Annotated in this window: 32 protein-coding genes and 2 tRNA genes; 25 read left to right on the top strand and 9 right to left on the bottom strand. The window is 72.2% G+C overall.

Annotation, left to right across the window (positions count from 1 at the left end):
* Positions 1-40 precede the first annotated feature (40 nt).
* From OHA86_RS22010 to OHA86_RS21915, 20 genes are read left to right on the top strand one after another with little or no spacing between them, the layout of a single operon-like run.
* Positions 41-697 (top strand): hypothetical protein, encoded by a 657-nt coding sequence (locus tag OHA86_RS22010; protein WP_329177818.1) that lies wholly within the window; start codon positions 41-43, stop codon positions 695-697.
* Positions 698-747: 50 nt separating this feature from the next.
* Positions 748-1,704, top strand: coding sequence for an SU10 major capsid protein (locus OHA86_RS22005; RefSeq protein ID WP_329177817.1), 957 nt, complete (start codon positions 748-750; stop codon positions 1,702-1,704).
* Positions 1,704-2,039: a hypothetical protein gene (locus OHA86_RS22000; protein WP_329177815.1), complete on the top strand. Its 336-nt coding sequence runs from the start codon at positions 1,704-1,706 to the stop codon at positions 2,037-2,039. The genes OHA86_RS22005 and OHA86_RS22000 overlap by 1 nt, the downstream gene beginning before the upstream one ends.
* A gap of 5 nt (positions 2,040-2,044) precedes the next feature.
* The gene (locus OHA86_RS21995; protein WP_329177813.1) at positions 2,045-2,401 is read left to right on the top strand and encodes a Gp19/Gp15/Gp42 family protein; all 357 of its coding nucleotides are present in this window, start codon (positions 2,045-2,047) and stop codon (positions 2,399-2,401) included.
* The gene (locus OHA86_RS21990; RefSeq protein ID WP_329177811.1) at positions 2,398-2,787 is read left to right on the top strand and encodes a DUF6093 family protein; all 390 of its coding nucleotides are present in this window, start codon (positions 2,398-2,400) and stop codon (positions 2,785-2,787) included. The genes OHA86_RS21995 and OHA86_RS21990 overlap by 4 nt, the downstream gene beginning before the upstream one ends.
* A complete protein-coding gene (locus OHA86_RS21985) occupies positions 2,784-3,167 on the top strand; it encodes a hypothetical protein (protein ID WP_329177810.1) in 384 nt (127 codons plus the stop codon). Before OHA86_RS21990 ends, OHA86_RS21985 begins: the two co-directional genes overlap by 4 nt.
* A complete protein-coding gene (locus OHA86_RS21980; RefSeq protein ID WP_329177808.1) occupies positions 3,164-3,574 on the top strand; it encodes a hypothetical protein in 411 nt (136 codons plus the stop codon). The genes OHA86_RS21985 and OHA86_RS21980 overlap by 4 nt, the downstream gene beginning before the upstream one ends.
* A gap of 27 nt (positions 3,575-3,601) precedes the next feature.
* Positions 3,602-3,943 carry a hypothetical protein gene (locus tag OHA86_RS21975; RefSeq protein ID WP_329177806.1) on the top strand — a complete coding sequence of 114 codons (342 nt, stop codon included), beginning with the start codon at positions 3,602-3,604 and terminating at the stop codon, positions 3,941-3,943.
* 3 nt (positions 3,944-3,946) lie between these two features.
* A complete protein-coding gene (locus OHA86_RS21970) occupies positions 3,947-4,468 on the top strand; it encodes a phage tail tube protein (RefSeq protein WP_329177804.1) in 522 nt (173 codons plus the stop codon).
* A gap of 2 nt (positions 4,469-4,470) precedes the next feature.
* The gene (locus OHA86_RS21965) at positions 4,471-5,088 is read left to right on the top strand and encodes a hypothetical protein (RefSeq protein WP_329177802.1); all 618 of its coding nucleotides are present in this window, start codon (positions 4,471-4,473) and stop codon (positions 5,086-5,088) included.
* 38 nt (positions 5,089-5,126) lie between these two features.
* Positions 5,127-5,396: a hypothetical protein gene (locus tag OHA86_RS21960; protein ID WP_329177801.1), complete on the top strand. Its 270-nt coding sequence runs from the start codon at positions 5,127-5,129 to the stop codon at positions 5,394-5,396.
* Between the two features lie 28 nt (positions 5,397-5,424).
* Positions 5,425-10,641, top strand: a complete 5,217-nt coding sequence (locus tag OHA86_RS21955) for a phage tail tape measure protein (protein WP_329177799.1) — start codon at positions 5,425-5,427, stop codon at positions 10,639-10,641.
* 16 nt (positions 10,642-10,657) lie between these two features.
* Entirely contained in the window at positions 10,658-11,524 is an 867-nt protein-coding gene (locus tag OHA86_RS21950) for a phage distal tail protein (protein ID WP_329177797.1), read from the top strand.
* 2 nt (positions 11,525-11,526) lie between these two features.
* The gene (locus tag OHA86_RS21945; protein ID WP_329177795.1) at positions 11,527-12,552 is read left to right on the top strand and encodes a hypothetical protein; all 1,026 of its coding nucleotides are present in this window, start codon (positions 11,527-11,529) and stop codon (positions 12,550-12,552) included.
* On the top strand, positions 12,549-13,640 hold the full coding sequence (locus OHA86_RS21940) for a hypothetical protein (RefSeq protein WP_329177793.1): 1,092 nt from the start codon (positions 12,549-12,551) through the stop codon (positions 13,638-13,640). The genes OHA86_RS21945 and OHA86_RS21940 overlap by 4 nt, the downstream gene beginning before the upstream one ends.
* Positions 13,641-14,633 (top strand): hypothetical protein, encoded by a 993-nt coding sequence (locus OHA86_RS21935; RefSeq protein WP_329177792.1) that lies wholly within the window; start codon positions 13,641-13,643, stop codon positions 14,631-14,633. It begins immediately after the preceding gene.
* 56 nt (positions 14,634-14,689) lie between these two features.
* Complete coding sequence (locus tag OHA86_RS21930; protein WP_329177791.1) at positions 14,690-15,577, top strand: glycoside hydrolase domain-containing protein; 888 nt, start codon at positions 14,690-14,692, stop codon at positions 15,575-15,577.
* Positions 15,578-15,618: 41 nt separating this feature from the next.
* Positions 15,619-15,882 carry a hypothetical protein gene (locus OHA86_RS21925; RefSeq protein WP_329177790.1) on the top strand — a complete coding sequence of 88 codons (264 nt, stop codon included), beginning with the start codon at positions 15,619-15,621 and terminating at the stop codon, positions 15,880-15,882.
* 13 nt (positions 15,883-15,895) lie between these two features.
* Complete coding sequence (locus tag OHA86_RS21920) at positions 15,896-16,330, top strand: hypothetical protein (protein ID WP_329177789.1); 435 nt, start codon at positions 15,896-15,898, stop codon at positions 16,328-16,330.
* Positions 16,323-16,580 (top strand): hypothetical protein, encoded by a 258-nt coding sequence (locus OHA86_RS21915; RefSeq protein WP_329177787.1) that lies wholly within the window; start codon positions 16,323-16,325, stop codon positions 16,578-16,580. The genes OHA86_RS21920 and OHA86_RS21915 overlap by 8 nt, the downstream gene beginning before the upstream one ends.
* Before the next feature lie 78 nt (positions 16,581-16,658).
* Here OHA86_RS21915 and OHA86_RS21910 read toward each other — a convergent pair whose 3' ends face one another.
* Genes OHA86_RS21910 through OHA86_RS21900 form a run of 3 tightly spaced genes read right to left on the bottom strand, consistent with a single transcriptional unit; the run spans position 16,659 to position 18,312 of the window.
* On the bottom strand, positions 16,659-17,510 hold the full coding sequence (locus OHA86_RS21910) for a helix-turn-helix domain-containing protein (protein WP_329177785.1): 852 nt from the start codon (positions 17,508-17,510) through the stop codon (positions 16,659-16,661).
* 21 nt (positions 17,511-17,531) lie between these two features.
* A complete protein-coding gene (locus tag OHA86_RS21905) occupies positions 17,532-18,050 on the bottom strand; it encodes a DUF6879 family protein (RefSeq protein ID WP_329177783.1) in 519 nt (172 codons plus the stop codon).
* A complete protein-coding gene (locus OHA86_RS21900; protein ID WP_443071808.1) occupies positions 18,025-18,312 on the bottom strand; it encodes a hypothetical protein in 288 nt (95 codons plus the stop codon). The genes OHA86_RS21905 and OHA86_RS21900 overlap by 26 nt, the downstream gene beginning before the upstream one ends.
* Positions 18,313-18,530: 218 nt before the next feature.
* Between OHA86_RS21900 and OHA86_RS21895 the strand changes: the two genes are divergently transcribed.
* Together OHA86_RS21895 and OHA86_RS21890 are read left to right on the top strand one after the other, a co-directional pair.
* Entirely contained in the window at positions 18,531-18,797 is a 267-nt protein-coding gene (locus OHA86_RS21895) for a hypothetical protein (protein ID WP_329177781.1), read from the top strand.
* A complete protein-coding gene (locus OHA86_RS21890) occupies positions 18,794-19,060 on the top strand; it encodes a DUF7848 domain-containing protein (protein WP_329177780.1) in 267 nt (88 codons plus the stop codon). The genes OHA86_RS21895 and OHA86_RS21890 overlap by 4 nt, the downstream gene beginning before the upstream one ends.
* Before the next feature lie 146 nt (positions 19,061-19,206).
* Here OHA86_RS21890 and OHA86_RS21885 read toward each other — a convergent pair whose 3' ends face one another.
* From OHA86_RS21885 to OHA86_RS21870, 4 genes are all read right to left on the bottom strand, one after another.
* Positions 19,207-19,461 carry a helix-turn-helix domain-containing protein gene (locus OHA86_RS21885; RefSeq protein ID WP_329177778.1) on the bottom strand — a complete coding sequence of 85 codons (255 nt, stop codon included), beginning with the start codon at positions 19,459-19,461 and terminating at the stop codon, positions 19,207-19,209.
* 154 nt (positions 19,462-19,615) lie between these two features.
* Positions 19,616-19,855: a hypothetical protein gene (locus tag OHA86_RS21880; RefSeq protein ID WP_329177776.1), complete on the bottom strand. Its 240-nt coding sequence runs from the start codon at positions 19,853-19,855 to the stop codon at positions 19,616-19,618.
* A gap of 525 nt (positions 19,856-20,380) precedes the next feature.
* Positions 20,381-20,453, bottom strand: a tRNA-Lys gene (locus OHA86_RS21875).
* Between the two features lie 140 nt (positions 20,454-20,593).
* Positions 20,594-22,804 (bottom strand): DEAD/DEAH box helicase, encoded by a 2,211-nt coding sequence (locus OHA86_RS21870; protein ID WP_329177774.1) that lies wholly within the window; start codon positions 22,802-22,804, stop codon positions 20,594-20,596.
* A gap of 206 nt (positions 22,805-23,010) precedes the next feature.
* Here OHA86_RS21870 and OHA86_RS21865 point away from each other — a divergent pair, with 206 nt between their 5' ends.
* Positions 23,011-23,421 carry a hypothetical protein gene (locus OHA86_RS21865; RefSeq protein WP_329177772.1) on the top strand — a complete coding sequence of 137 codons (411 nt, stop codon included), beginning with the start codon at positions 23,011-23,013 and terminating at the stop codon, positions 23,419-23,421.
* 479 nt (positions 23,422-23,900) lie between these two features.
* Here the strand turns inward: OHA86_RS21865 and OHA86_RS21860 are convergent, their stop codons facing one another.
* Positions 23,901-24,251, bottom strand: a complete 351-nt coding sequence (locus OHA86_RS21860; RefSeq protein WP_329177771.1) for a metallopeptidase family protein — start codon at positions 24,249-24,251, stop codon at positions 23,901-23,903.
* Positions 24,252-24,467: 216 nt separating this feature from the next.
* Here OHA86_RS21860 and OHA86_RS21855 point away from each other — a divergent pair.
* Positions 24,468-24,543, top strand: a tRNA-Glu gene (locus tag OHA86_RS21855).
* Between the two features lie 105 nt (positions 24,544-24,648).
* Here the strand turns inward: OHA86_RS21855 and OHA86_RS21850 are convergent.
* Complete coding sequence (locus tag OHA86_RS21850) at positions 24,649-25,551, bottom strand: alpha/beta hydrolase (protein ID WP_329177770.1); 903 nt, start codon at positions 25,549-25,551, stop codon at positions 24,649-24,651.
* Between the two features lie 106 nt (positions 25,552-25,657).
* On the opposite strand from OHA86_RS21850, the gene OHA86_RS21845 reads away from it, so the two are divergent.
* The gene (locus OHA86_RS21845; RefSeq protein WP_329177769.1) at positions 25,658-26,101 is read left to right on the top strand and encodes a MarR family winged helix-turn-helix transcriptional regulator; all 444 of its coding nucleotides are present in this window, start codon (positions 25,658-25,660) and stop codon (positions 26,099-26,101) included.
* Positions 26,102-26,141 lie beyond the last annotated feature (40 nt).

The raw sequence follows: 26,141 nt of genomic DNA, 5'->3' as shown, positions 1-26,141 counted from the left end.
CGCAACGCCCCGGTCCCGACTCCTGCAACGGGAGCACCTGATGAGCACACCCCCCGCTCCGAACCCGACCGTGGAACCGGCGCCGGCGGGCGGCCCGACACCGCCCGCCCCGCCTACGGCGGACCCGCCGAAGGATCCTGCGACGCCGCCGCCGCCCGCAACGGGCGACGATCCGGCGCTCGGCCCCGCCGGTGAAAAGGCCCTGGCGGAGTGGAAGAAGCGCGCCAAGGACGCCGAGACGCTGGCCAAGCAGCAGGCCGACCAGCTCCAGGCCATCGAGGACGCCAAGAAGACCGAGACCGAGCGCCTGGCCGACCGGGCGAAGGCGGCCGAGGACCGCGCCACGGCAGCCACCCGGCTCGCTGTCGCCTCGAAGGTCGAGGCCTTGGCCGCCGGGCGGTTCGCCGACCCGCAGGACGCGGTCGACGCCCTCGCAGCCGGAGCCTTCACCACCGACCAGGGCGGCATCGACGCCAACGCCATCACGGGCGCGCTCGACGACCTGCTGACCCGTAAGCCGCACTGGGCGGCCGGGGCCGGCAATCCGTCCGTTCCGCGGCCGGACCCCTCGCAGGGCGCGCGGCCCGGCGGGACGCCGACCCTGGCGCAGCGCGTCGCGGAGGCCGAAGCGAAGGGCGACACCCGGCTCGCCATCGCGCTCAAGTCGCAGCAGCTCCGCGAGATCAGCAGCAAGTAGGTCCCCGGCGGTCGCCGGGCGCCGACCCGACAACGTAAGGAGGCCGCCTCATGGCGACCGTCAGCGGGCAGGGGACGACATACAACCTGCCCAACTACCACGGGCAGCTCTACCAGGTCACCCCGACCGAGACCCCGTTCCTGTCCGCCATCGGCGGACTGTCCGGCGGGAAGCGGACCAAGGCCGTCGAGTTCGAGTGGCAGACCATGGACCGCCGCAGCTCCAGCGCCGGCAATACAGCCCTGGAAGGCGCCGACGCGCCGACCGGGACTGCCCGGTCGCGGGCGAACGTCAACAACCTGGTGGAGATCCACCAGTCCGCGGTGTCCGTCTCGTACACGCGGCAGGCAGCAACGGCCATGTACTCCGGCATCAACGTCGGGCAGGACGACAACCCGGTCACCGACGAGCTGACCACCCAGATCATGGCCGAGCTGGAGTCCATGGCCGTCGACATCGAGATGTCGTTCCTCAACGGCACCTACACCAAGCCGACCGACAACACCACCAAGCGCAAGACCCGCGGCCTGAACACAGCGATCACGACCAACGTGAACGCCAACGGCGGCACCGGCCGGGCGATCTCCAAGGACATCATCAACGCCACCCTGGCCACGATGTTCAGCAACGGCGCCCGCCTCACCCAGGACACCACGGTCCTGATGTGCGGCCCCGGGCAGCGCGTGGCGGTCACCAACGCCTACGCGACCGCGACCCTGAACCAGCCGACCATGTCACGCACCGTCGGCGGTGTCGCCATCGACACGATCGTCACCGATTTCGGGATGTTCGGACTGATGACGAACAGGTGGATGCCCTCCGGCCAGATCACCATCGCCGACCTGAGCGTGTGCGTGCCGGTATGGCTGGAGATCCCCGGCAAGGGCCTGCTGTTCGCCGAGCTGCTCGCCAAAACGGGCGCCTCGGAGAAGTGGCAGCTCTACGGCGAGGTCGGCCTGGAGTACGGCCCGGAGAACTACCACGGCATCATCAAGGACCTGACCTGATGGCCGCCGCGAGCACCAAGGCGGTGCGCTTCGTCAGCAAGTACGCCGCGCTCGTCCTCCAGGACGCCGAGGGCGTGTGGGCGCGGTTCGAGCGCGGGGTGCTGGAGACCGCCGACGCCGCGCTCGTCAAGCGGCTGCGCGCCCTCGACGCCGATGAGTCCGGGGTCAGCGAGACCACGGACACTCCGGCTACCGAGAGCGCCCCGGCCAAGTCCGCCTCCAAGGGGGACTGGGTGGCGTGGGCGGTCCACTGCGGTGCCGAGCAGGCTGCCGCCGAGGCGCTGACCCGCGACCAGCTCGCCGAAACCTTCGGTGAATCGACACCGAAGGAGTAACGGGCGTGGCCGACTTCGCGACCGTGGACGACGTGAACGGGCGCCTGATCGGGCGCGACCTCACCGACGGCGAGCGTGTGAAGATCCCGGCGCTGCTCGCGGACGCGTCAGCGAAGATGCGCGAGCGGGTGCCTGACATCGACACCCGGCAGCCGGACACCGCGAAGGGTGTGTGCTGCGCGATGGTGCTCCGTGTCGTCCTCAACCCCGAGGGCAAGCGGCAGCAGAGCGTGGACGACTACAGCTACACCACCGACTCGGCGCGATCCTCCGGCGAGCTGTACCTGACGCCGCAGGAACTCGCAGATCTCCGGCCGGCAGTCGGCGGGCGGGCGTTCTCGATCGTGCCGGGCTCGCCGTGAGCGCGGCCGACACCGCAGCCGCAGGGCGGACCGCAGCCGAGCAGGACATGACCGACCAGTGCCGCATCGAGCGGACCGGGCCGGTCGCCACCAGCGCGGACGGGACCGACACCACGCCGGTCACCGTCCTGTACGACGGGATCTGCCGGGTGAAGCCCGCCGGGACCGCCGCGGTCATCCCGTCCGTGACGGCGGCGGCCGAAACGTGGCAGTACAAGGTCTCCATCCCCTACAGCGCGGGCGCCGGCGTGCGGTCGGGTGACCGGCTGACCGTCACCGCGAGCCAGGATCCGACGCTGGCCGACCTCAGACTCCAGGTGCGCAACATCGACAGGGGCACGCACATCACGGCCCGCCGGATCTGGTGTACGGAGGTGTCCCGGTGAGCAGCGGCATCGTGATCGTGGGCCTGGACGGGCTCGTCAACGACCTGGCGGGCGGCTCGGCCCGGCTCGCCCGCAACACGACGACGGCCGTGGCCGTCACCGCACGCAAGGTCCAGCAGGGCGCCCGGTCACGGGTGCGCGGCCACAAATACCTGCCGCAGTACCCGTCCTCGATCACCTACGACGTCCGCACGACGCCGGTCGGCGTCGAGGCGGAGATCGGGCCGGACAAGGACCGGCCGCAGGGCGCGTTGGGCAACCTGATCGAGTACGGCAGCTCGAAGAACGCGCCGATCGAGCACCTGGGGCCGGCGCTGGAGGAGAACGCCGACGACTTGGTGCGCGGGATCGAGATCGCGCTGCACCAGGCGCTGCCGTGAACGCCACGGACAGCCTGGTGGCCGCGCTGGTCGATGCGGGGCTGGCGGTCGGCGACGGGGAGCCCCGCAATGCGGGCGGGGCGCTGACGGGCCGGTACGTCGTCGTCCGCCCCCGGACCGAGTTGCGGGGCGACGGCACCGCCGCCGACCCGAACGCCGACCGGTCTCCCGAGATCCAGGTCACCGCGGCGGGGCCGTCCCGGCTCGCGGCCGACCAAGTTGCGGAGCAGGCCCGCGCGGTGGCGCTCGGCCGGCTGGAGCCGCCGGACGGGTGGGTGTGGCAGCAGGCCGCGGAGTACGTGACCGGCACCGGCACTGCCCCGGAGGCCACCACGGACCCCACCGCCCCGGAGAGCCCGACCTTTTTCCGGGTGGACGTCTACCGGTACTACCTCACCCCGGCCTGAGTGCCGGCCAACCCCGCAGGAGGTGGCGTGACCACGCCCGACACAACGCCCGAGGCCCAGCCCGAGCTGTATGCCCCCGACGACCCGAACCACAGCCCGTACGAGCACGTGCAGATGGTCAACCCGTCGCTGCCGGACGCGCTGCCGGTCACGGTGACGTGGCTCCAGTTCACGATCATCTGGCAACTGCGCGGCTGGGAGCTGTACACCCCGCCGGCCGACCCCGACCCGGGTGACGGCGGTACCCCGCCGGGTGACCCGGGGGCGCCCGCGGACCCCGACCCGGGCGCAGGCGACCCGCTGCCGGACGACTCCGACCCGACCGACCCGACCGAGCCGGGTGCCCCGGCCGACTCCCAGGAGCAGTGACCCATGCCCCGTTACGGCACAACCGGCAACATCGCCGTCCTCTTCGCCGAGACCATCGTGAACATGGCGGCCCCCACGGTCGCCGAGCTGACGGCCGCGGTGAACCTGACCCACCACATGACGAGGGACGGGCTCAAAACGCCCTCGACCGGCAACACGATCGACGCCGGCGACGCCGGTAGCCGCTTCAACGCGACCGCGCCGGGCACCTACGGTGGCGACGCCGCCGAGTACACCGGCCACCGCGACTCCAAGACCGCCGCGGACCTGGCGTGGACGACGCTGGAGGCCGGAACGAGCGGATTCCTCGTTGTGGCTCGCGCCGGGTTCCACCAGAACGCCACGAGCGGTCTGGGCTCCCCGGACGGCACGCCGACCGTCGCGGACCGCTGCGGGGTCTACCCGGTGACGGTCATCAGCCGGGCGGAGGCGGACACCGCGGACAACGAGACCGACAAGTTCACCGCGCAGATGGCGATCACCGCCACGCCGGTGCAGGACGCTGTCGTGGCGGCGGGGGCCTGAGCGTGCAGACGACTGATGTGCCGGCCACGTTCTCCGCCGGCCCGACGCCCGCACCCGCCGAGCAGCCGCAGCCGCTGCGGCTGTCGGAGGTGCGGGCACGGATCCAGCGCCCCCGCACCAGCGTGCCGCTCTACCTCGACGCGGAGCTGGCCTCGGAGATCGCCGACGCGGCGGAGGCCCTGGAGCGGGCCGTGGTCTACGACGAGACCTCGAACGAGCCGGACACCGCCCCGGCGCTCGCGCGGCATCTGCGGGACCTGGAGGACGCCGCCGAGGCGTCCCGCGTGCTGTTTGTCCTCCAGGCGATCAGTCACCGGGCGTATCAGCGGCTGGTGGGCGAGCACCCGCCGACCGAGGCACAGCGCGCGATGCTGGCCGACGTCGGCGGCGAGGCGCCCCCGTTCGACGCCGACGCGCTGGCCCCGCGGCTGGTGCGGAAGCAGCTCGTCAGCCCACAGGTGGATTCCGACGCGGAGTTCACGGCGTTCTGGGACGACTTGAACGACGGGCAGCTCCAGCAGCTCTGGCAGAGCGCCCTCACGGTGCAGCTCGGGGTGACCGACCCGGGCCCAAAATCCGAGACCGCATCCGACATTCTGGCGCGCTTCGGGACCACCTGAGCTACGCAGCCGCCCACGGCATCCCCTACTCGGAGTTCATGGGCCGCGTGCCCGCCGCGGGCGAGCCGCGGTGGACCGAGGAGGACACCGCCCTCGCGGTGGAGTGGACCCGGCTCCAGGCGGAGACATGCGGCGGCTGCGGCCAGCCCCTCACCGACTCCATGGACGAGTCCGCGGAGTGGGACCTGCACAAGCTCCAGTGCTTCGCCTGCGAGGTGCGTGAGAAGGCCGAAGCCGCGGCTGAGAAGCCGGTCCCCGGCCGCAAGCTCTCCGTCAGCTACGCCGGACGGCACCCCATGCCCGACTGACCAGCACAGCAGGTAGGGGGTGGTCGGTGTGACGGACCGTACCGTGCGCGTCAGGCTCCAGGCGGACCTGGGCGCGTACAGCCCCCAGATGACGCGGGCGACGGCGCAGACGGCCCGCTTCGGGGAGGTCGCCACCATCGCGGGCCGCGGGGTGCGGGTCCTGGGCGCCGACGCCGGCACCGCGGCGGTCGGCCTGGCCGCGGCCGGCACCGGGGCGCGGGGCGGCGCGGCCGGGCTGCGCGCCGCCGAGGTCGCCGCCGCCCAGTCCGGGCGGGCCATGACCGCGGCCGGGACCGCCTCGCGCGGCGCCTTCGCCTCGATCCGCGGCGGCGCGGCCGGGGCGCTCGCCCCCGTCAAGAGCCTGGGCCTGCTGCTCGCGGGCGGGTCGCTGATCTACGGCATTCACAAGATCGTTGAGCAGGGCAACGAGTACAGCGACGCCATGCTCAAGTTCAGCGAGGTCACCCGGGCCTCGGGGGCGCAGATGCAGGCCGCCGGCCGGGAGGCGCAGGCCCTCGGTGCGGACATGCGGCTGCCGTCCGCGAACAGCGCCGAAGCGGCTGACGCCATGGTCGACCTCGCGAAGGCCGGCCTGGGCGCGCAGGACGCGATCAAGGCCGCACGCGGCACCATCCAGCTGGCTGCCGCCGCCCGCACTGACGTCGCTACCGCGGCGCAGATCGAGGGCGACATCATGGACCAGTTCGCCCTCAAGAGCACGTCAGCGGCACACGTCGCGGACGTCCTGGCGAACACCTCGAACTCGGCCAGCGGCCAGCTGATCGACCTGTACTACGCGATGAAGTACGTCGGCCCGACCGCCCACTCGCTGGGCGTCAGCGTGGACGAGGCGGCGACTGCGGTCGGCCTGCTCGGCAAGTCGGGCATCATCGGCGAGACTGCCGGCACGTCCCTGCGCGGCGCCCTGGTCAACCTCGCCAAGCCGACCCGGCAGATGAAGAACGGCCTCAAAGAACTCGGCATCGAGGCGTTCGACAGCAAGGGCCGCTTCAAGGGCCTCCAGTACGTCGTCACGCAGCTGCACGACGCGCAGGAGCGGCTGACGCAGCAGCAGTTCACGTCGGCCGCCGCGATGGCGTTCGGCAAGCCCGCGCTCTCCGCGATGACCGCGCTCGCCCACCAGGGCGGGGAGGCGTTCGAGCAGTTCGGGACCCAGGTCGGCCGGGTCGGTGGCGCCGAGAACATCGCCGCTGCGGAGTCCAAGGGCCTCGGCGGTGCGATGCGCGGCCTGGGCAAGCAGCTCAGCTCGACCTTCCTCCAGGTGTACCAGGGCGTGAGTCCCGTCCTGGAGGGTGTCACCCGCCGTATGACCACCGGGATCAGCAGCGCGATCCCCTACGTCAAGCGCGGTATCCGTACCGCGGGTGACTTGTGGACGCTGTACGGGCCGGCCGTCGAGGCGCACCTGCACGCGGCTGAGGCCGGCATCGGGCGGGCGGCGAAGGGGGTGGCCGCGCCGCTGCACCAGGCCCTCGCCGGGATCGTGGTGAACGACGCCGGCCTGGCGGTCGCCGGGGTGCGCGCCGTGGACACGACCCTCCGCAACGCCGCCTCGGCCGCGACGCCGCTGGAGGGCGGTATGCAGGACGTCGCCCGGTCGGTATCGGGGACGTCCGGCGCGGTCGGTGTGCTGTCCGGCCGCCTCCAGACCGCGGTCGGGTGGGCGGGTGACCTGACCGGGGTGCTCCGGCCGATCGCGTCCGTGGTCGGCGGGGTTGCGCACGCCTTCGCGGGGCTTCCCGGCCCGGTCCAGCTGTCGGTGCTCTCGATGCTGGCGCTGCGGCCGTTCCGCGGCCAGATCAGCGCCATGCAGACCTCCGTCGTCGGCTTCGGCCGGGCGGGCATCAACGCCTTCCGCGGGGTGGGGGACGCCAGCCTGTACCAGCGGGTGCAGGCCGCCCACGCCGGTGTGACCCTGTCGCGCATGGGCGGCGTCATGGCCGAGCTGGAGACGCGCTCGCGCACCATCGCCTTGATGGGCGCCAGCTTCCGCAGCACATCCGGCAGCATCCAGGCCGCAGGCGGCCGGCTGGTCGGGTTCCGGGCGGCGGCCGGCGGTGCGGCCACCGCGATCGGTGTCGGAGCCGGCCGCGGCCTGCTCGGCGCGACCCGCGGTTTGGTCGGCTTCCTCGGCGGGCCGTGGGGCATCGCCATCGCCGCCGCGATGATCGGCCTGGACATGCTGGCGAAGAAGCACCAGCAGGCCGCGGCGGCAGAACAGGCCCATCAGCAGCGGATCTCCACCCTGGCCCAGGCGCTCCAGGCGTCGAACGGCGTCGTGGACGAATCCGTGCGGGCGGCGGCTGCGCAGATGCTCCAGGACTCCAAGCTCGCTGACGGCAAGACCCGGCTCATGGACGTGATGGGCAAGTCGGGGGTCACCCTCAAGCAGCTCACCGACGGGTACCTCGGCGGCAGCACCGTCATGGGCAAGCTGGGGGCGTCCGTCGCCGCCACGGCAGCGGCGAGCCTCAAGGCCCGCGGGCCGATGGACGCGACCACGAAAGCGCAGATGCAGGCCGTCCAGGCGCTCAAGGACATGGGCGCAGACCTGCCGGACGCGGTCCACAGCTGGAAGGACATCGCCGCCGCGACGAAGGACGCGTCGGGCGCGGCCACCAGCGCGACGTCGCCGACGTCCCGGCTCCAGGGCGCGATCAGGACTCTCGGCGACTCGACGTCGGACGCCGCGACGAAGGCCAGCGCGCTGCACACCGCCCTGGACCTGCTCTCGGGCGGCGAGCTGGACGTGCAGGCGGCCGTCGCCGACATGAACAGCGCGGTCACCGACCTGAACGGCACGTGGAAGGACGGCGTCGACCACGCGAAGGGCTACAAGGACCAGCTCCTCCAGGTCGACGGCTCCCTCAACACCACGAGCGCGAACGGGCAGGAGCTGTTCAACAAGCTCCAGGCGCTCAACGGGGCCACGGCATCGGCGGCGCAGGCCACCTTCGACTACGCGACGGCGAACGGCACGTCGGTCCCGGAGGCGCTCCAGCAGGCCGAGAAGAGCATGCAGACCGCCTACGACGCGGCAGTGGCCGCGGGCAAGGGCTTCGGCCTGGCCACCGAGGACGCGCAACTCCTGGCCGCGCAGATGGGGTTCATCCCCAGCAACCTCGCCATCACGCTGGACACGAAGGGCCTGACCGACACCGAGAAGGACCTGCTGTACGTGCAGGGCCTGGCCGGGCACCTGCCGAAGGACAGCACGGTCAAGGTGACCGCGCTGACCGCCGACGCGGTCAAGGACATCGAGTCCGTCGGCTACAAGGTGCACACCTTGCCCGGCGGGCGGCAGATGGAGATCACCGCGCCGACCGCGAAGGCCGCGAAGGCGCTCGATGACCTGATCGCGAAGAAGATCCCGGGCAAGGCCGCGACGGTCCAGATGCTGACCTCGCAGGCCGAGGCGGACCTGACCAGCCTGCAAAGGAAGGTGGCGAAGACCAAGGGCCGCACGGTCACGATCAAGGCGCCCACCGCGGAGGCGCAGGCCGACCTCAAGGCGCTCGGCTTCAAGATCACACAACTCCCGGACAAGAAGGTGAAGGTCACCATCCCGACCGGCGGCGCCGCTGCTGCGGCGGCCACGATCCACAACTACATCAACGGGATCACCGGCAAGACCGTGACGATCCGGGTCACCAAAGCGGACCAGGTCAACCCGATCAACCGGGGGAACGCGAACGGGAACATCTACCGCCGGGCCTACGCCGACGGCGGCATGGAGCAGCACGTCGCGCAGATCGCGCCGGGCGGGTCGATGCGGCTGTGGGCGGAGCCGGAGACCGGCGGCGAGGCGTACATCCCGCTGTCGCCGGCGAAGCGGAACCGGTCGACGGCGATCCTGCGGATGGTCGCGAAGCAGTTCGGGTACGACCTGGAGCACTTCGCGCAGGGCGGCATCACGGCCTTCGCCGGCGGCGGACTGGGCGGCTTCACCTACTCTCCGGCCGACCCGACCGCGACGCTCGGCGTCAGCGCCGGGTGGGACCGCTACAGTTCGGCGGTGGACCGGGTCAACACGGCCGGGAAGACGCTGGCGTCGGCGCTCGCGGACGCGGCGAAGAAGGCCGGCGCGGTGCGGGACGCGGAGCGGAACCTCTCCAAGGTCAGGTCGCGTCACCACACGGCGGCGCAGCTGGCGGCGGCTGAGAACACGCTGACGAAGGCCAGGACGGCGAGCAGCGCGGCGGCGAAGAAGGTCACCGCCGACCGCAAGGCACTCAACAGCGCGGACAGCGCGCTCGGGGTGAAGGTCGGCACCAAGAGCGTGTCCGGCTTCAACCTGGCGGCCTACGCCAAGCAGCTCGCGGCGGCCAACTCCGCGAACGCGGCGTGGGAGCGCAACCTGGCCACGGTCGGGAAGCGCGCCGGGTCGGATGTGGAGGACATTCTCCGCGGGATGGGCGACGACGGCACAGCGCTGGTCGCTGCCCTGGCCAAGGCGACCGGCTCGCAGTTCACGACGATCGTCAACCAGCTCAAAGCGTTGGCGCCGACGGCGCAGGCGACGCTCGCGGACTACACGGCGCAGCTCGACGCGGCGAACAAGGGCAGCGCGGCCTTCCAGGCGAACCTGCTCAAGCTCGCCTCGATGGGCGACACCGCCCTGGCCTCGCAGCTGGCGGCGCAGGGCGATGACGCGGCGGCGGCCATCGCGGCAGCCGCGGTGAAGTCGCCGGGCGCCGCCGCCGCGGCGAACACGGGCGCGGCCACCAGCGCAAGCCTGCTCACGCCGGACGACCTCGCGAACGCGATCACCGTGCTGGGCGTGCTCCGGTCGCACCCGGGTGCGGGCATCGCGGACGTGATCGCCGCCGGGATCGACTGGGCGACGCTGCGGACGCTCGCACCGAAGATCGCAAGCCAGGTCAAGGCGATCAGCGGCAGCGACACCTTCGTGCAGCAGATGCGCGGCCAGCAGGTCGCGATGGCGCGCGGCGGCATCCTCACCCAGCCGACGACCGTCCTCGCGGCGGAAGCCGGAAAGCCGGAGTCGTGGATCCCCTGGGACAGCACCGCCCGCTCCCGGGCGCTGCTCGCCCGCACCGCGACGGCGTTCGGGTACCACCTGACGCCGATGCGCGGAACCGCGGCCGGCGCGCCGCCGGTGCAGCACTCGGAGACGCACCACACGTGGCACCTGCACGGCGCGCACCAGTCGCTCGCCGAGCAGAAGGCCGACCTGGTGCGGCACATGACGTTCGTCGGCTGACGGGAAGGGGGCGGCAATGGCCGCAGGTCTCCAGCCGGGTTTCCAGTTCTCCCAGCTCACGATGCAGCTGGGGGGACTGGTCCTCGGCCAGGTGGACGACGCGGGGGTGCACTGGCACTGCGCGACGCTGGACGGCTGGGAGTCCCCCGACGTGCGGCAGACCCTCACAGAGCGCACGGCCGACCACGGCGCCTACGCCGGCCCGGTTTACCTCCAGGAGCGGGTCATCACCCTGGCGGGCAAGGCGGTCTGCCCGGACTACGTCTCGACGTTCTCGGCGATCGAGCAGGTGAAGGCGGCGGCGGCCCTGGCCGACACGCTGCTGACGGTGTACGAGCCGGTCGCCCGGCAGGCCACCGTCCGCCGCTCCGGGAAGGTCCTGGCGCAGAGGCTGACGGACCGGGTGGTGGACTGGAGTATCCAGGTCACCGCGGCGGACCCCCGGCTGTATGCGGTGACCGCGACGACGGTGGCCCTGCACCTGCCGTCCGTCAGCGGGGGCGTCACCTGGCCGATCACGTTCCCGCTGACCATCCCCGCGGACGTGGTGGTGGGCGACGCCGCAGCAGTCAACACCGGCACCTTTACGGCGCGACCCGTGATCACCGTCGCCGGTCCGGTGAGCCAGCCGCAGGTGACCGTGACCGGCCCGAGGGGCACCTCCGCCGTCCTCACCTACAGCGGGGACATCGCCGCCGGGGACACGCTCGTCCTGGACGTGGACGCGCGCACCGTCCTCTACAACGGCACCGCCAACCGGCGCGCCCTGCTGACCGGTTCGTGGCCGCACCTGCCGCCCGGGCAGTCCACGATCGCGTTCCGCGCTGCCGCGGACAGCCCCACCGCGACCTGCACCGTCACCTACCGATCCGCCTGGATGTGACCATGACCATCACCGCTTTCCCGATCAACGCCAGCGCGGGCAGTCCGGCATACTCCAGCCAGCAGTTCCGCGAGAGCCTGGCGGCGCTGCTCAGCCCGGGCGCGGCCGGTCTCCAGGTCCAGGCCGGTGTGCGCCCCGGGCCAGGGCTGGGCGTGTCCGTGTCCGGGACCACCGTCACGGTCACACCGGGCGTCGCTGTGATCCAGGGCGGATCCTCGGTCGCGCAGGGGCCGTACATGCTGGTGGTCGACGCGAACGTCACAGCGACGCTCGCCGCGGCGGACGCCACGAACCCGCGGGTGGACCTGGTCTACGCCCGGGTGCGGGACACGGACGCCGACGGGTCCGGCGCCCGGGACGGCGCGGTCCTGGTCCTCACCGGCGTCCCGGCGCCGTCGCCGGTCGCGCCGACGCCCACCGACCCTTCGTGCGTCGTGCTGGCCACGGTCAGCGTGCCCAAGTCCGGCGGCGGCGCCGCGGTCGTCTCGACGGCGACGCGGGCGTACACCGCGGCGGCCGGCGGCCTCACCGTCGGCACCGTCGCCCCGCCCAACCCGTACACCGGGCAGCTGTGGGACTCCGGCGACGGCACCCGCCGCTGGGACGGCACCCGGTGGCGGTACCTGTCCTACGCGCCGGTCACCAGCGCGCAGGCGGCCAACCCCCCGTGGACCACGAGCGGTGTCTTCGTGGACTTCCTGTCCGCGTCCTGGGCGCCGGTCACCGTCACCGTGCCGCCGTCCGGCATGGTCCGGGTGACCATCGGCGCCGACGTCATGAACGTGGTGTCCAGCACGGGGCTGACGCAGGCGGCCTGGCGGGCGTCCGGCGCGGCCACCATCGCCCCCGGGCCGAGCACGTCGATCCTGGTGCGCGGCACCCGGATATCCGCCAGCCGCTCCTACCTGATCACCGGCGCCACCGTGGGCGCCAGCCTGACCATCACGCCGCAGTGGTACATCACCTCCGGCGGCGCCGGCACCGTCAGCATCACCGGCGGCACCCTGGAGGTGACCCCCGTCCCGTGATCGGACCGGTGATCCTCGACTGGTACGGGTGCGACCTGCACAGCGGGCAGATCGTCGCTGAGCTGCCCGCGCTGAGCACGGACCAGGCCCTCAGCCGGAAGCTCGGCGCGTCCACCACCAGCTCCCTGACGCTGGCGCTGGACGGCGCCCCGGCCGGCTGGGAATCGGCGACGACGCCGGGCCGGACCATGCTGGTGCCGGTGGACCGGGCGACCGGGCAGCCAGTCACCGCGGGCATCGTGCTGACCCGGGCGGGCGGCACGGACCCGGCCCTCAGCCTCGGCATCGCCTCACCGGAGGCGTACATGGACCGCCGGTACGCCGCAGCCGGCACATGGGTGGGCGCCGACCAGGCCGTCATCCTCACCACGACCGCAGGCCCGCTGCTCACCCAGGCGCCTCCGTTCGTGTTCGACGCCCCCGGCACCGGCACCCCGGCCTCGTACTCCGTGGCCGACGGCGATGACCGCACGATCCTGTCCGTCTGGCAGGAGCTGATGGACCAGGACGCCGGCCCCGAGTGGACCGTGGACGTCCGCTGGAACGCCTCGCGCACCGGGTTCGAGCTGCCGGTCCGCGTTCGGGCCGCGAGCGGCATCGGCAATGTCACCACCACGCCGATGGCGGTGTTCGACCTGCCCGGCTGCATCAGCGCGTACACGCTGACCGAGTCCTACGAGGACGGCAAGGGCGCCACGACCGTGCGCGCCTACGGGGACGGCGAGGGCGACGCCCGCCTGCGCTCCGCCGACCACAGCGCCGACGCCCTGCTCGCCGCCGGGTACGCCCTGTGGGAGTACCGCTTCACCCCCGCCTCGGCCACGACCGACCCGGTCGCGCTCGACGCCTCCGCGGCCGGCACGCTCACCGCGATGGCCACCGGCAGCACCGTGTGGGACGTCACGGCCACCGCGTCCGCCGCGCCCCGCCTCGGCCAGGACTGGGCACTGGGGGACAGCATCGGCGTGCAGATCGCCCGATCCCCCCGGCACCCCGGCGGCGCGGCCACGGTCGCCCGCTGCTGGGCCTGGGAGCTGGACCCGGCCGCCGACACCGTGCGGCCGGTCCTCGTACAAGAGGAGACATGAATGCCACGGCGTATCGACCAGCTGCCCCCCGACGCCACGACCCTCGCACGCAGGCTCGCCGCCCTGGAGCGCGAAGTACGGGAACTGCGGGCGTCCAAGCGCGCGTCCTGGGCGACGATCGGCGGCGGGGACACCACCATCACCGGCGCCCGCATCCAGACCGCCGAGACCGGCCACCGCGTCGTCCTGGACGCCGACGGCGCCCTGAAAACCTACGACGACGACGAGCACCAGACCAACTACGTCGGCGGCGCGGACAACCGGATCTGGAACCAGGCCGGATGGGACCCCGACGGCACACCGAACGGCGAGTGGGTCGCACTCTCGACCGGGAACATCCAGCTCGGCGACGGCGACGCGATGTCGATCGACGACCAGGACCAGACCCTGACCGGCATCCTGGGCATCGCCGGCCCGCAGAGCATCGCCCTGACCTCGCCCGCCATCCACGGCACATACGCGAACCAGGCCACGGCCATCCTGTCGGCCGGCCAGACGGGCGGCCAGAGCGGCACCGTCAGCGCGCCCGCGGTCCAGGTCATCGGCGGGGCAGACGTGGCCGTCAGCGGCGCCCTGGTCAAGCTGACGTCAGCGTTCGATATCCCGAGCTGGCGGTACGTGCCCGAGACCTGGCACGCACCGACGTACAACACGAACTGGGCGGGCGGATCGGCCGCAGCCACCCGCTACGCCGCCATGCAGTACCGCCAGGACGCCGAGGACAACCTGCACGTCTGCGGGACCGTGCACTGCACGGCCAGCGGCGGCCTCGCCGCCGGCAGCTACACCTTCTTCACTCTCCCGACGGCGTACACCCCGAAGAAGCTCTTCTCCGGCGCCGGGATCCACGTCGGCTCCGGTGACGCCTGGAAGACCGCCTGCCGCGTCAACGTGGACAGCAACGGCGCAGTCGGTATCGCCACCACCTCTGCGGTGGCCCTCAACGACGGGTTCTATTTCAACTTCGTCGTGCCACTCGGCAACATCGCCTGACCCATCCCCGCCCCGCGCCAACCGGCCGGGGCTTTCGCATGCCTGGAGGGCTGCACATGGCTGAATTCGAGGGCGTGGACTACTCGTCCGGCCGGCCGGGCGGCGCCGCGCTCGCCGCGGCTGGCGTGCGCTTCGCGGCGCGGTACCTGTCGCACAGCCCCAGTAAGAACCTGACCGCGACGGAGGCTGGGGACCTGGCGGCGCACGGCGTGTCCTGCGTCGTGGTGTGGGAGACGACCGCCCAGCGCGCGGGCGCGGGCCGGGCCGCGGGCATCGCCGACGCGGAGGAGGCAGGCGAGCAGGCCAAGGCGTGCGGCATGCCGTCCGGCCGGCCGGTCTACTTCGCCGTCGACTACGACGCCGCCCCGGACGACGTCGCCGCCTACTTCCAGGGCGCCGCGAGTGTGCTCGGCGTCGCCCACGTGGGCGCATACGGCGGCTACCGCGTCATCAAGTACCTGCTCGACCACGGGCTTGTCTCCTGGGCGTGGCAGACCGTCGCCTGGTCGGGCGGCAAGTGGGACTCGCGTGCCCGCATCCGGCAGTTCGCCAGCACGGTCCGGATCGCGGGCGTGACCTGCGACAGGAACACCGCCCTCGCGGCGGATTACGGGCAGTGGATGCCCGGCCTCACCCCAACCCTGGAGGAAGACATGCCGCTGACCGACGCCGACGCGAAGAAGGTCGCCGCCGAGGTGGTGAAGGAGATGACGGGTCCGGACGCCCGGGACGCGATGGCGATGGCCGTCGTGTACTGGCTGGCCCGTGCCTTCGACCCGTCGATCCCACTGCCGACTGGCAAGGACGTCCCCGGGGTGGTGTCGCAGACCGCCACGCTCCGGGCCGCGCTCGCGAAGCACGCCGCCGGCACCGGCGTCACGGACGCCCAGCTCGACACCCTCGCCACCCGCATGGTCGGCGCGCTCGTCGCGCAGTCCAAGTAGCCATCCGTCAACACCCCTACCAGTAGAAACGGATCACCACCATGAGCAGCATCGGCATCAACACGGGCGCCATCGTCAAGGACGCCAAGACGTACGCGATCGACCTGACCGAGCGCGTGGCCGCGACCTTCGTCGTGGCGACCGGCGGCGTGCTGGTCACCGCGACCGCGGGCAACGTCGGCCACCTGTCCTTCTGGGAGAGCGCCGCGGCGGGCGGCGTGGCCGCGGCCGGCAGCCTCGTCAAGGGAATCCTGGCGCGGGCCTTCGGCAGCAAGGACTCCGCCTCCCTCGCCAAGGGGGTGTGAGGTGCGGGCCGCGGTGCGCCTGGTCGGGGGCCTGCGGCCCGCGGTCCTGGCCGTGCTCGGCCTGGGCTGGGCCTGGTACGGCTACAGCATCACCGCCGACCCCGGGTACGCGCGTGCCCGTGGCCTGGCGGGCATCACCCGGTACGTGCCGCTGACGACGCTCGGGTGGGTGTGGGTGGCGGCCGGCGCCGTGGCGGTCGCGGCTGCGCTCGTGCGCCACTGGCGGATCAGATGGCAGGCGGCCGGGTTCGCGGCACTGGCCGGGCCACCGCTGCTGTGGGGGATCACCTACGCCCGCGCTGCGATCGACGGCACCGGGTCGGAGTCCGCACCCGGGTCGGCCGGGGCGTGGTTGGCCTTCGCCGTCGCGATCGTCCTGGTGGCCGGTCTCGCCGAGCCCGTGTGGGTGGTCGAGACGCTGTACGAGAGGGGGGAGCCGCGTGATTGATCTCGGGGCGCTGGGGACGGCGGCGGCGACGGTGCTGGGGGGCGCCGCGGCCTGGCGGCAGTCGAGGCGGTCGTCCTTCACCACGATCACCCGCCGCCTGGACCGGGAGCTGGCGCATGAGCGGGAGCAGCGGCGCCTGCTGACGCAGGCCTACGTCGACCTGCGACGGTGGGCCGCCAGGATCGACCCGGGTCCGGCCGGGCCGCCACCGACCCCACCGGACGACCTCGAACTCCTGCCCTGGCAGTGACACAGCCCCCGTCCTCGGCTCCGGCCGCGGACGGGGGCTTTCGTCATGCCCGGGCTACATTCGGAGCTGGCCGCACGCTCAGCGTAGGGCGTCGATGGCCCGAACGATCAGCGAGCGCGCGTCCGCCCCGTACACGGCGTGCTGGTGCAGCTCGGTGAATGCCCTGAGGTAGACGGCGACCTCGTCCGGTGCGGTGATCTTGACCGACGCGGACAGCGGCTCGTGGTCCACCCGCTGGTCGTCGAACACCGTGAACGACTCGACCGGCCACATGGACCGCTCCGTCGCGGCAGGGATGATGCCGAGCGATACCGCAGGCAGGTCCATGGCGGACAGCAGTGACCCGAGTTGGCCGGCCATCACCCCGGCATCGCCGAGCCTGTAGCGCAGCACGGTCTCCTCGATGACTATCGCGAACCGGTGATCGCCCTCGCGGATGATCCGGGAGCGGTCCATGCGGGCGGTCACTGCATCGGCGACGTCATCGGGCAGGCCACGGAACGTAGCGATGGCCCGCAGCAGTGCGCCGGCGTAGCCGGGGGTTTGCAGGAACCCGGGGACGACGTTGGAGCAGTACACCTTGAAGTGCCGGGTCCGCTCGAACAGCGGCAGGTTGGCCTTCTGTAGCTGCTTGAGGCCGGTGCGCTGGAGGCGCCGCCATTGCACGTACATGGAGTCGGCCTGCCGGTTGGCAGCGATCAGCGGGGGCGCCTGGTCGGCAGCGCCGCAGGCATTGCACCACAACCGGATGTCTTCGTCCGACGGTGCGGTGCGGGCGTTCTCGATCCGGCCGGACTTCGCTTCGCTCCAGCCGCACCGTGCCGCGACCTCTCGCTTCGTGATCTCCGCGTCCAGCCGGATCTCGCGGAGACGTGCGGCCAGCTGCTCGCGGGCGGCTTGCACGCTGGACGACGGAGAGGTCGGCGGCATGGTTTTCTGCGGCCCGCTGCTCTACTTGATCGTGTACTGGTCGTGCGGGATTGCCCGCTCCCACACCCGCTCGAACGCGGCTGCGTTCAATTCGACCAGGGCAGCGTCGCCGCTGTAGTCCTCGCCGAGGAAGTCGCCGTTCCCAGCGAAGTCGTGAAGGCGGATGACCTGGCCATCGAAGATCCAGAAGTCGCGTCCGGGCATCAGCAGGTCGGCGGTGTTCTGGCGCGGGAGCCACCGCACCTGCTCGCCGGCGGCCACGTTGGAGTGGGTGACGTAGTGCTCCCACCGGATGTAGTCCGTGACCGGCTCGGACACGACCCGAGCTCGGCGCACGGCCACCCCGCGGGCGACGGCGTCGGCAATCTGCTGGTGGAACGGCCGCCACCACGAGGCGCGGTCGGCCCAGTCGGTTCGCTCGCCCTTCTGCCACGCCTCGAAACGCGGGTTGGTGTAGTACGCGTCCCTCATCTCCAGGTGCACAGCCGACCGCCTGGCGCCGGCCAGCAGCTCGTCAAACGTCCAGCCGCTCCGCGGCATCACATGCCTCCCTCAGAATGTGCGCCATCCTCACGGGGACGCGGACGACCGCTTCGTGATCGGGAAGCGGACCGGTCGCCCGGACCGCCTCGTTCAGAACATCGTCGGCCTTCCAACCCTGGAAGACGAACTCCTGCTTCTCATCGTCGACCCATACCCGCGGGCAGTTCTTCTCGTCGGTGTTCGGGTCGATGCCGATGAACCGTAGTGCCACGATCCCCTCCAGAGTTCGGTCGCTTTCACGGACTTGCACCAAGCTCACGCGCCCAGGTGAAGCCGTCAAGAGCGCGAAGTGGACAGTGGCTGGTCACGGTCAATGTGGTGCTAGTTGGTGCAAGTTTGTGGCGGATGCAAGCCGTCCGTTTCTAGCGTCGGTGGAGCGCCCGCCCCTGCGTGCCGACGAACTCGCGGGGCGGGCAGCAGAACGCCCCCGCGGCTTGCAGGCCCGGGAGCGCGGCCGGCGCCGGAAGGGGCGACGACATGCAAGAGACTACCGGCACACAGCTGGCGGGCCACGGCCAGGACGTGATCGCGGTGGACGACCTCGTCGTCGACACCGACGGCACCGTCGTCGCCCGTGTGATGGCCGTGGGATCGACGAAGTATTCGCTCCGGCCGCCACGCGGGGGGCTGGAGTGGGATGCACCGCTGAGTCGGGTGCGCCCGGCAACCGCCCGCGAGGTGCTCGCAGAAGCGCTGCGCCTCCGCGGCCTGCTCCCCGCCACCCGGCCCGAGGACGCCCGATGACGCCGCGGGCGGTGCTGCGCTACGTCGACTGGCTGATCGCCCGCGACCGGTCCGAGGGCGCCCCGCAGGAGCCGCTGTACGAGTTCGAGTGCACGACGTGCGCCACGCTCGACACCCCGGACGGCGGCGGCTCACGGTCCCCGGCGTCCGAGTCCGTCGCGGACGGCCAGGAATGGGCCATAAAGCACTCGGCGAAGCACCCGGACCACACCCACTTCCGCGAGAGCATCACCCGGTTCTGGCGCACGCAGATACAGGAGTGACCCCTGATCGCCTGCGCGGTGCTGGGACCCCCGTACCGGTGCCGCGCAGGTACTCCCGGTGGGTGCGGCGGAGTTGGACCCTGCGGGGCCGCCGCGCTCATCCGCCCCGCTGGCGCCGTGGTCGCAGCGCTGGCGGGGCACCACCCTCACCCCGGTGGCCGGAGCTCGACGTCGACCAGTTGGTCGACGGTCGTATTGAGGGCGGCTGCGATGCGGGCGAGCCAGGAGAGTCTGGCGTCCGTTTCTCCGCGCTCGATCTCCTGGTATGTAGACCTGCCGAGCCCGGTCCTCTCGCAGACCCACCACTGGATCCGACTTTCCTGGATCCGGCGGTCACGGATTCGGTCGCCGACGGCCCGGCGGTATTCGAGCACCCAGTCGGGCTGTGGATCACGGGACACTCGACAGACGCTGAGTGCCTGGCGATGATAAGTCAGCCCGCAGCGGCGGGCTTTTTGTGATCATGGTCGGCATACCGCCGCTCGACCCGATCCTCATGCCGGCCGCCGGCGGGGACGGCAAGGTAGCCGTCGGCGGCCAGGGAACGGCCCGGCCTTACTGGTCGGGCCGTTCTCCATTTTCCGGGCCGTTCAGCCCGCGCAGGTGGGTGAGGCAGTGCTGATAGCCCGCCATGTGCGCGTCGGCTATCTGATCCTCAGTCAGCCGTGCGTTTCTCCGGGTCGCGGCAGCGATCCAGAGAGGGATGGTGGCCACGGCCAGGACCATGCCGAGACGGCTGATCCTGGGACTGTCGACGGCCGGACTGAGGCCGACGATGCCGAGGGCGAATCCCACGGCGAATATGGTCGCGGCGAGGCCGGTGATGGCCCGAGTACCCAAGGTTCCTCCCGAGATAGGTCGGCGGCGCCATTGCCGCCTTGAAGGTGGGGGGAAGAGTCACAACACGCTCCGTCGCCGCGGAAGAGCCACATTGAGGGCACTGCGGGGGGACGACGGACGCGCGTACAGGAGTCGGCCAGGACGTCGCCTCGCAAGTGCGGCGACAGCCCACTCAGCGCTCCGGTAACCGCCGGCCGTGCGACATGCACATCCCCCCTGCGCTCGAACACCCAGTCGAATTGGGGTCGAGAAACCGATCCCACACCCTTGAGGGTGCATCTGTCCACCCAAAACGACGGATCTTCACCCACTTGGGTGAAGCGGGATGGAGCCATAGACAGCCATATGGAGCACCAGCGGCGCGGCGTGAAGCGGCATGGAGGCTGCGCGGCGTGCGAGCGCGGTGCGAGCGTGCGATCTTGACGGGCACTCAAACGCCTTGGAGCCCCGGCCAGATGTCTCTGACCAGGGCTCCTGCGGTAGGCCGTGTGGGACTCGAACCCACAACCAATGGATTAAAAGTCCACTGCTCTGCCAATTGAGCTAACGGCCCGCACCGACACAGCATAACCGGGTCGCCGGAGAGGGTCAGCCGGGTTGGGGGGTGGCGGGTGGGGCGGGGGAGGTGGAACGGGCCCGGCGCGTGCGCGGGGGCGCAGGTGCCGGGCCCGTTCTCAGGGGGTGCGGGGAGCGTCAGCCGTTGCGCTTCCAGCGCGGCTTGCGGTCGTTGTAGGAGGACGAGGACGAGGACGGGGACGACTGGCCGTACGACGGGCGGCTGTCGCGGTCGTCGCGCGGGGCGCCGTAGGACGGGCGCGAGTCACGGCGGTCGTCACGGTTGCCGTACGCCGGACGCGAGTCGCTGCGGTTGCCGTAGGACGGCCGCGAGTCACGGCGGTCGTACGAGGACGGGCGCCGGTCGTCACGGTTGCCGTACGAGGCAGGACGGGACTCGCTCCGGTTGCCGTACGAGGACGGGCGGGACTCGCTGCTGCGGTTGCCGTACGACGGACGCGAATCGCGGCGGTCGTCACGGTTGCCGTACGCCGGACGCGACTCGTCGCGGTTGCTGTACGACGGGCGCGAGTCGTCGCGGTTCCCGTAGGACGGGCGCGAGTCACGGCGGTCGTCACGGTTGCCGTAGGACGGACGGCTGTCGCGGCGGTCGTCGCGGTTGCCGTACGAGGACGGGCGGGACTCGCTGCTGCGGTTGCCGTACGACGGACGCGAATCACGGCGGTCGAAGTTGCCGCGGTCGTCGCGGCGCTGGTACGAGGACGACGACTGCTGGCGCTCCTCGCGCGGTGCCGGGACGGACGCGGCAGCAGCGGCCGCAGCCGCCTCGGCGGCGAGTTCGGCCATCTCCGCGGCCTTCGCCGCGATCGCCTCGTCCGGGTCCTCGCCGCGCTCGCGGGCCGAGCGGGCGGTGAGGCGGTCGGCCTCCTCGCGCAGTTCGGTGGCACGGCGCTGGACGCGCTCCAGCTGGCGGGTGAGGTCGGCGACCTCGCGTTCGGCCTGGGCGGCGGCGTTCTGGACGGCGTCGGCCTGGACGTCGGTGAGGGAGCGGGCGCCGGTGATCTTGGCGACGTCCTCGTCGAAGACGCCGGCACCGCCGATGATGTGGCGCGAGGCGTCCACGCCCGCGTCCTCCATCAGCCGGAAGATCTGCTTGCGCTGGTGCGGCAGGGCCAGCGAGACGACCGTGCCGGACTTGCCCGCCCTGGCCGTACGGCCGCTGCGGTGCAGGTAGTCCTTGTGGTCGCCGGCCGGGTCGACGTTGAGGACCAGGTCGATGCCGTCGACGTGGATGCCGCGGGCGGCGACGTCGGTGGCGACCAGGACGTTGACCTGGCCGGCCTTGAAGTCCTCGAGGGTGCGGGTACGGGCGCCCTGGGTCATGCCGCCGTGCAGCGCGTCGGCGCGGACGCCGGACTCGATCAGCTGCTCGGCGACGCGGTCGGCGCCCATCTGGGTGCGGACGAAGATGATGGTGCGGCCCTTGCGGGCGGCGATCGCGGCGGTGACCGGCGCCTTGTCCTTGGGCTTCACCACGAGCACGTGGTGGGTCATGGTGGTGACCGCGCCCTGGGCGGCGTCGACCTCGTGCGTGACCGGGCTGACCAGGTAGCGCTTCACGAGGCTGTCGATCTCGTTCTCCAGCGTGGCGGAGAACAGCAGCCGCTGGCCGCCGGCCGGGATGAGGTCGAGGATCTCGGTGACCTCGGGCAGGAAGCCCATGTCCGACATCTGGTCGGCCTCGTCCAGGACCGCGATCTGCACCTGGTCGAGGATGGCCGCGCCCCGGTTGATCAGGTCGCGCAGCCGCCCGGGAGTGGCGACGAGGATGTCGACACCGCGCTCCAGGGCGTAGATCTGGTTCTGCATGGACGTGCCGCCGCAGACGACCTTCATCTTCAGGCCGAGGACGTCGCCGTACGGCTGCAGCGCGTCGGCGACCTGCATGGCCAGCTCGCGGGTCGGGGTGAGGATGACTCCGCGCGGGCGGCGCTTGTCGGTGTGGCCGCCGGACAGCTGGGTCAGCAGCGGCAGGCCGAAGGAGAGCGTCTTGCCGGAGCCGGTACGGCCGCGGCCCAGGATGTCCCGGCCGGCCAGCGCGTCCGGGATGGTGGCGGCCTGGATCGGGAAGGGGGTGACCACGCCGTTCTGGTTCAGCTTGCGGACGATGGCCTCGGCGAGGCCCAGGTCGGCGAAGGTGACCGTGTCCTCGGCGGACTCGGCGGAGGCGGCGGACTCGGACGAGTCGGCGAACCCGGCGGACTCGGCGCTCCGGGCGGACTCCGCCACCGCTTCCGCGGTCTCGACGATCTCCGCGGTGGTGATTTCTACGGCGGCGTCGGCGGCGTTCTCGGGCATGGCGGAACGGTCGGCACTGTCAATGGACATGCGGAAGCTAAACCTCTCGGAGACTTACGGCACGCGCCAGCTCCACAGGTTGCTTACAACCGCCTCGATGCGGTCAGCCACAGGAGAAAAGGAACGCGCCACGCGGCGCGCAGATGGATCAGGCGCCAGGCAATGGAATCAGGGGATCAAACGATCTACCAGCATACGCATCAGCCGCCGCTTTAGCGAATCGCTTACGAGGGGGCATGCTGACCAGCCAGTACGCCCCCGAGTGTACGCCCTACGGCGCGGCGGTCTCCCCGCCGCCGCCCGAACCGGTGGCGGACGGGGACGGGTTGTCCGGCGGTGCGCTCGTGGGGGCCGCGGTCGGCGGGGCGGTGCTCGACGGCGCCGCGGTCGGCGGGGTGCCGGCGGTGGGCTGCGGTACGGAGGCGCCGCCCGCGGGGTGCGGCTGGGCGTGCCCGTCGGGGCCGCCTGACCTGCCGGGACCCGGTGAACCCGAGGCCCCGGGCGAGGCCGTGCCGCCGGGTACCGCGGGGGACGGCGACATCCCGTCCTTCCCCCCGCCCGACCGGTCGGAGCCGGGTACCGCGTGCCCGCCGCCGCCCCGTACGGCGACGCTCGCGGTGGCGCCCGCGGGGCCGGGCGCGGTGTGACCGGGTTCACTGCCCGCACTGACGCACGACGCGACCCCGGCCGCCACCAGCGCGACAAGCACGGCGGAACGCACCCCCGCCCCCCGCCGCCGGGCAGGCCGACAGCCACCCGGGGCGGGGCCCTCGGCCTGGCCGGCGGCGGGTACGGATGATGCGGCTACGGATACGGGTGCGTGCGCGTGCGCTGAGGGCATCGGGGGCGGACCTCGGGGGCTCGTGGCGGGAGCGCGCGCACGCTACGGGCGTACGACGCCGGGCGGTGTCTCCCGTGTCCAACGCCCCGAGTCCCGCCAGGACACGTGCCCGCGCTCGTACGGACCACCGCCGCGCCCGTTCCTCGGCCGCACGTACGAACACGTCCCGGGCGGCCGGCGTACGAACACGTCCCGCACGGCCGGCACGCGACGTACAGCCGTACAGCCGTACAGGGCCCGTACGGCTGAGCCCCCGCCCTTGCGCCCCGCGCGGCGGCGCGGGCCTCAGCCGTAACCGAGCGCGTGCAGCCGCTCGTCGTCGATGCCGAAGTGGTGGGCGATCTCGTGGACGACGGTGACCTCCGTCTCGGCCACGACGTCCTCCCGGGACTCGCACATCCGCAGGGTCGGGCCGCGGTAGACGGTGATCCGGTCCGGCAGCACCCCGGCGTACCACTCACCGCGCTCGGTGAGCGGCGTGCCCTCGTACAGCCCGAGCAGGTCCGGCTCGCCCGCGGGCGGCTCGTCCTCGACGAAGAGGGCCACATTGTCCATCAGGCGGGTCAGCTCGGGCGGGATCCGGTCGAGGGCTTCCCCGACCAGCTCCTCGAACTCCTCACGGCTCATCTCCAGCACGCCCCCCATTGTCCCGGCCCGCGCCCCCGCGGGTCCCGCCGCGCGCCGAACCTTCCGCGACGGCTTCGAGCCGGGTTCCGAGCAGGTTCAGGACCGCCCGGGTTCCGTACGCGGCCGGCGCCACGACCGAAAGCGTTTTGGTGATCCTCCGGCGTATCGCCTATGCTTCTCGCGTCCCCGATGAGCGCCGCCAAGGCGCTGACGGCTGGCCGATTAGCCCTCATCGTCTAGTGGCCCAGGACGCCGCCCTTTCAAGGCGGTAGCACGGGTTCGAATCCCGTTGGGGGTACCACCTGTCTGACCGAAGGCCGGGCGCTGAGGCGTTCCGGCCTTTTCGCGCGCCCGGCCGCGCCCGGCCGCGCCCGCCGCCGCCCACCGGAAGGCCGCCAGAAGGCCGTCATCGGGCCGCCACCCGCCCGGCGAGGAAGCCGGCCATCCGGTCCAGCGCGGCGTCCGCCTCGTCGAGGCGCCCGTAATGGTGCTGGAAGACATGCGGGACCTCGGGCCAGACCTCCAGGGTGACCTCGACGTCGTCGGCGCCCGCGCGGCCCGCCAGCCGGACGGCGTCGTCGAGCAGCACCTCGTTCGAACCCACCTGGATGAGCAGCGGCGGCAGGCCTGTGAGGTCGGCGAAGACCGGGCTGGCCAGCGGCTGGCGGCGGTCGCGGTCGCCGAGGTAGAGGTCGGCGTACTCCCGGAGCGCGTCGGCGGTGAAGATGGGGTCCGCCTTCTCCTTGGTACGGATGCTCGCGCCGCTGAGGGTGAGGTCCACCCAGGGCGACAGGACGGCGAGGGCGGCCGGTTGCGGCAGTCCGGCGTCCCGGGCCGCGAGCAGCACGGCGATGGCCGCGCCCGCACCCGCCGAGTCGCCGGCCAGGACCAGCTCCCGCGGGTCCGTACCGTCCGCCAACAGGGCTCGGTACGCGGCGAGTCCGTCCTCCACCGGGGCGGGGAACGGGTGCTCGGGCGCGAGCCGGTAGTCCACCGAGGTCGTCCGCAGCCGGGCGCGCCGGGCCAGCTCGCCGACGAGCCCCGCGTGCGTGTCGGGCGAGCCGACGACGTATCCGCCGCCGTGCAGATAGAGCAGCCGGCCGCTGCGGGCGGCTCCGGCGGGCTCCAGTTCGAGGGCCGGGCGCCCGCCCACCTCGGTCCGGCGGGTGGTGACGTCGTCGGGGGCCGGGCGGCTGATGGCCTGGGCGAAGCCGAGGCGCTGCGCCTCGGGGCCGGGGTTCGGGTCGCGCGGGTCACGCGGGCCGCCGCGGAGCAGGGCGTCCAGCTCGTCGCGCTGCTGTCGGGTCATGCGGGCCTCCAGGGGCATAGTGGGAGGATGCATTCCTGGGAATCCATCCGCATGAGGCCAACTGGATTCACAGGAAGATGATTCCTGGGAATCCAAAGGAGTTCATGTGAGCCACGTCACTCGCGTCTTCACGGACCTGGTCCGGGTCGAGACCCGGCTCTACAACAGCCTGAGCGCCCGGCTCAGCTCGGAACTGGGGCTGAGCCTGGGGCAGTTCGAACTGATGGAGATCATCGAGCGCGTGCCGGGATGCCGGGTGCTGGACATCGCCCGCGAGGTGGGGATCACCGTGGGAGCCACGAGCAAGGCGGTCGACCGGCTTGAGGCGGCCGGCTGGTGCGTACGCAGCGCGCACCCGCACGACCGCCGCTCCTCACTGCTCGCCCTCACCCCGGAGGGCGCCCACCTGCTGGCGCGGTCCCGCCCCGAGGTCGAACGGGGACTCGCCGCCCTGACCGCCGCCGTCCCGGCTGCCGAACTCGACCGGATGGGGGCGGTGTTGGCGACCCTGCGCACGGCGCTGGAGCGGGGGCCGGAAGGGGGTGAGTGAGCGGCGGGGTGCCCCGGGGGCGCCCTGTGATCGACTGGGG

This window comes from Streptomyces sp. NBC_01477 (assembly GCF_036227245.1).
In the GTDB taxonomy this organism is placed as follows: Bacteria; Actinomycetota; Actinomycetes; order Streptomycetales; family Streptomycetaceae; genus Actinacidiphila.
This window is presented reverse-complemented; position numbering and strand designations above follow the sequence as displayed.

Bases quoted from the DNA above. Each gene is read 5' to 3' on its own strand.
- OHA86_RS22010 (WP_329177818.1), top strand. From the start codon at position 41: ATGAGCACACCCCCCGCTCCGAACCCGACCGTGGAACCGGCGCCGGCG.
- OHA86_RS22005 (WP_329177817.1), top strand. From the start codon at position 748: ATGGCGACCGTCAGCGGGCAGGGGACGACATACAACCTGCCCAACTAC.
- OHA86_RS22000 (WP_329177815.1), top strand. From the start codon at position 1,704: ATGGCCGCCGCGAGCACCAAGGCGGTGCGCTTCGTCAGCAAGTACGCC.
- OHA86_RS21970 (WP_329177804.1), top strand. From the start codon at position 3,947: ATGCCCCGTTACGGCACAACCGGCAACATCGCCGTCCTCTTCGCCGAG.
- OHA86_RS21960 (WP_329177801.1), top strand. From the start codon at position 5,127: ATGGGCCGCGTGCCCGCCGCGGGCGAGCCGCGGTGGACCGAGGAGGAC.
- OHA86_RS21950 (WP_329177797.1), top strand. From the start codon at position 10,658: ATGGCCGCAGGTCTCCAGCCGGGTTTCCAGTTCTCCCAGCTCACGATG.
- OHA86_RS21945 (WP_329177795.1), top strand. From the start codon at position 11,527: ATGACCATCACCGCTTTCCCGATCAACGCCAGCGCGGGCAGTCCGGCA.
- OHA86_RS21935 (WP_329177792.1), top strand. From the start codon at position 13,641: ATGCCACGGCGTATCGACCAGCTGCCCCCCGACGCCACGACCCTCGCA.
- OHA86_RS21930 (WP_329177791.1), top strand. From the start codon at position 14,690: ATGGCTGAATTCGAGGGCGTGGACTACTCGTCCGGCCGGCCGGGCGGC.
- OHA86_RS21925 (WP_329177790.1), top strand. From the start codon at position 15,619: ATGAGCAGCATCGGCATCAACACGGGCGCCATCGTCAAGGACGCCAAG.
- OHA86_RS21910 (WP_329177785.1), bottom strand. From the start codon at position 17,510: ATGCCGCCGACCTCTCCGTCGTCCAGCGTGCAAGCCGCCCGCGAGCAG.
- OHA86_RS21905 (WP_329177783.1), bottom strand. From the start codon at position 18,050: ATGCCGCGGAGCGGCTGGACGTTTGACGAGCTGCTGGCCGGCGCCAGG.
- OHA86_RS21895 (WP_329177781.1), top strand. From the start codon at position 18,531: ATGCAAGAGACTACCGGCACACAGCTGGCGGGCCACGGCCAGGACGTG.
- OHA86_RS21890 (WP_329177780.1), top strand. From the start codon at position 18,794: ATGACGCCGCGGGCGGTGCTGCGCTACGTCGACTGGCTGATCGCCCGC.
- OHA86_RS21870 (WP_329177774.1), bottom strand. From the start codon at position 22,804: ATGTCCATTGACAGTGCCGACCGTTCCGCCATGCCCGAGAACGCCGCC.
- OHA86_RS21865 (WP_329177772.1), top strand. From the start codon at position 23,011: ATGCTGACCAGCCAGTACGCCCCCGAGTGTACGCCCTACGGCGCGGCG.
- OHA86_RS21850 (WP_329177770.1), bottom strand. From the start codon at position 25,551: ATGACCCGACAGCAGCGCGACGAGCTGGACGCCCTGCTCCGCGGCGGC.